Origin of the sequence: uncultured Limnohabitans sp. (genome assembly GCF_937889215.1) — a bacterium.
In the GTDB taxonomy this organism is placed as follows: Bacteria; Pseudomonadota; Gammaproteobacteria; order Burkholderiales; family Burkholderiaceae_C; genus Limnohabitans_A.
Genome location: NZ_CALBEX010000540.1, coordinates 1 through 3,328, shown reverse-complemented (window position 1 = coordinate 3,328; position 3,328 = coordinate 1). Strand labels below are relative to the sequence as shown.

At 59.6% G+C, this 3,328-nt stretch carries 3 protein-coding genes; all 3 read left to right on the top strand.

The genetic code is table 11. From position 1 onward, the window contains the following. Positions 1-1,138 (top strand): PQQ-dependent sugar dehydrogenase (locus Q0341_RS13650; protein ID WP_299514368.1); only part of this gene is annotated, 1,138 nt, incomplete at its 5' end. 67 nt (positions 1,139-1,205) lie between these two features. Then, positions 1,206-1,550 (top strand): cytochrome c, encoded by a 345-nt coding sequence (locus Q0341_RS13645; protein WP_299514365.1) that lies wholly within the window; start codon positions 1,206-1,208, stop codon positions 1,548-1,550. Positions 1,551-1,627: 77 nt separating this feature from the next. Beyond that, positions 1,628-3,328, top strand: a 1,701-nt coding sequence (locus Q0341_RS13640; RefSeq protein ID WP_299514362.1) for a TonB-dependent receptor, incomplete at its 3' end; no start/stop codon positions are given.

Sequence of the window (3,328 nt, the reverse complement as noted above, 5' to 3'; positions counted from 1 at the left end):
GCAAACTGGCCGCAATGCCGACGCGATCCGCAACAATCTGAAAAAGATCAAGATGCCCGATGGCTTCAAGATCGAGTTGTTTGCCGTGGTGCCCGATGCGCGGCACATGGCCGTTGCCCCATCGACCAACATGCTCTTTGTAGGCACGCGGAAAACCACGGTGTGGGCTGTGACGGACCGCAACAGCGATGGCGTAGCCGACGAGGTGAAGTCCTTCGCTCCTTCGCTCAACTTCAAGGTGCCCAATGGCGTGTGCTGGACCAAGGACGGTTTCCTGGTGGTGGCTGAACACAACCGCGTGCTGAACTTCCCAGCCGCCGAATTCTTCTACGAAGGCCCGGATGTTGCCGTGATCGAAGTGGTGCCACAGGGTAAGTTGATCCCGACTGAGCACGAGTCTTACAACCACGGTGCGCGCACTTGCCGCGTGGGTCCGGACGGCAAGCTTTATGTGACGCTGGGTCAGCCTTTCAACGTGCAGCCTGCTGACAAAGTGGACGAGTTCAACCGCTTGGGCATTGGCGGTATCGTGCGCATGGACCCCTTTGATGGCAGTGGCCGTGAGGTCTTCAGCATCGGCATGCGCAATTCTGTGGGCCAGGACTTCAACCCCAAAGATGGCAGCTTGTGGTGGACCGACAACCAGACCGATGGTTTGGGCAACGACATTCCACCCGGTGAGTTGAATCGTTCGACCAAGAAGGGCGAGCATTTCGGCTATCCCTATTGGAACGGCAAGTTCAAGGTGGCAGGCTCTTCCGCAGCACCTGACTTGAAGAACATGAAAGAGCCCGCCAATGCGGTGTTCCCTCAAGTCGAATTCCCAGCGCACCAAGCGCAATTGGGCATGACTTTCTACGCGGGCAAGCAGTTCCCAGCCAAATACCGTGGTGGCATTTTTGTCGCCTCGCATGGTTCGTGGAACCGCAGCCCCGCCAGCGGCGCGCTGATCAACTTCGTTTCGTTGAAGGCTGACGGCACGGCTGACAAGTCCGAGGTGTTTGCTGAAGGCTGGCTGAGCCCTGAAACCGGCACCTACATCGGTCGCCCGGTGGATGTGGCCGTCATGAAAGATGGCTCCATGCTGATTTCGGACGACTACGTGGGCGCGATCTACCGCGTGACCTACGGCAACTGATGTTGTGATCGATGAAGGCACCCGCGCTCCGCGGGTGCCTTTTTTTCCAAGGATGTAAAGGTTGAAGATGTTTTCAGCAAAAGCAATCGGTTTTCAGGCGCTGGGTCTGGCATTGGCCATGAGTTTGGGTTTGGCTTTTCAGGCCCAAGCGGCAGACGTCAAAGCGGGCCAACTCAAAGCCGGCATGTGCGTGACCTGTCACGGCGCCTATGGTTACTCCACCATGCCCAATGCGCCCCACTTGGCCGGTCAGCCTGCCATTTACATTGAAGAGCAACTCAAGCAATACCGAAGCGGCAAACGCGTCAATGCGGTCATGGCGGTCATGGCCAAGCCTTTGACAGATGCCGAAATTGAAAATCTGGCGGCTTGGTACGCCTCGATACCGATCGAAGTGGGCAAGCCCAATTGAGTGGCTGCCGATCCGATTTAATCTGAGCAGCCCAGTTTTTGTGGGGTGCTGACTTCATGATCAAGAAGGTGTACCCCGTGAACGATAAATTCCAGTTCCCCCCCCGCCCCATTCTGGTTGCCATTGCATTGCTCTGTGTGGGCATTGCACAAGCACAAACACGGACTGAGCCCGGCACCACAGAGGATGCTGGGGCGCTTTCGCCCGTGGTCGTCTCTGCCGAGCGCTCAAGCGGCGGTGTCTGGCGAGGTGCCGGATCGGTCGATGTGGTCGATGGCAGTGAATTGCGCGACGGGCAAGCCCAGGTCAACTTGTCAGAAAGTTTGGGGCGCGTGCCGGGGCTGGTCATCCGCAACCGGCAAAACTACGCCCAGGACTTGCAAATCTCGGTGCGCGGCTACGGTGCACGCGCCACCTTCGGCGTGCGCGGGGTGCGCCTGTTTGTGGACGGCATTCCGGCCAGCGCGCCGGACGGCTCGGGCCAGGCCGCCAATTTCCCGCTGGGCAGTGCCGACCGGGTCGAAGTGGTGCGTGGCCCCATGGCGGCGCTCTATGGCGCATCTTCAGGCGGAGCCATGCTGCTGTATACCGAAGACGGCCAGCAACCTGGGCAATGGCGCACGGGAGTGGTGGCAGGCTCTGACGGCTTGTGGCGCTTGTCCACCCAAGCGACAGGCCAAACCGGCACGGTGCAAGACCCCGGCTGGTCGTACGCCGTCGATTTGAGCCAGTTCGAAACCGACGGCACGCGGCCCCAGTCAGCGGCTGACCGCAGCACGGCCAATTTGAAACTCTCGCGTCCGCACGAAGGCGGGCGCACCGTGCTGGTTTTCAACCGGCACAGCAGCTTTGCGCTAGACCCGCAGGGTCTTACCCGCCCCGAACTGGACACCAACCCCAAGCTAACCAGCGCTTCTGCACTGGACTACAACACCCGAAAAACGGTGTCGCAAACCCAGCTTGGTTTGGCCTTCGAGCAAGCGCTGGGCAATGGGCACAAGCTGGAGTTGATGGGTTATGGCGGTCAGCGTCAGGTCAAGCAGTTTCAGTCGATTCCCAAAACCTCTCAAACGCCGAATATATTCAATGGTGTTGACCGAAACGCAGGCAGTTCGGGCGGCGTGATCGATCTGGAACGCGACTACTGGGGCTGGAACGCCCGCTGGCGGCACGAGGGCGATTGGCAAGGTGGGCGCTTGTCGCTCAGCGCTGGCCTGGCGTCTGACCACCAAAGCGATAAGCGCAAAGGCTATGAAAACTTCGTGGGCAGCACGCTGGGCGTGCAGGGCGGACTGCGTCGTGATGAGGTCAATCGTGCTCAAATGCTTGACCCATACCTGCTAGCCGAATGGCGGACGAAGGACCTGACGCTCATGGGCGGCGTGCGACAAACAAGCACCGATTACGAGTCTACTGACCGTTATATCGAGGGCAACAACAAGGATGACAGCGGTAGCAAAAGCTTCAAGGGAACCTTGCCAGTGTTTGGTGCGCGTTGGCAATGGAACCCCTCGGTGCAGGCCTTTGCCAGCATCGGCAAAGGCTATGAAATCCCCACGCTCAACGAGGTGGCCTACCGCAGCGGTGGTGTCTCCGGCTTCAACACCGACCTCAACGCTGCCCGCAGCACCAGTGCCGAGCTGGGCTTGCGCGGCCGCGCCGACCAATTGCGCTGGAGCGCGACCGCGTTTGATATCCGTACCGATGATGAAATCGTTGTGCAAAACAACACGGGTGGTCGCACCACGTTCCAGAACGCTGGGCGTACGTTGCGCCAG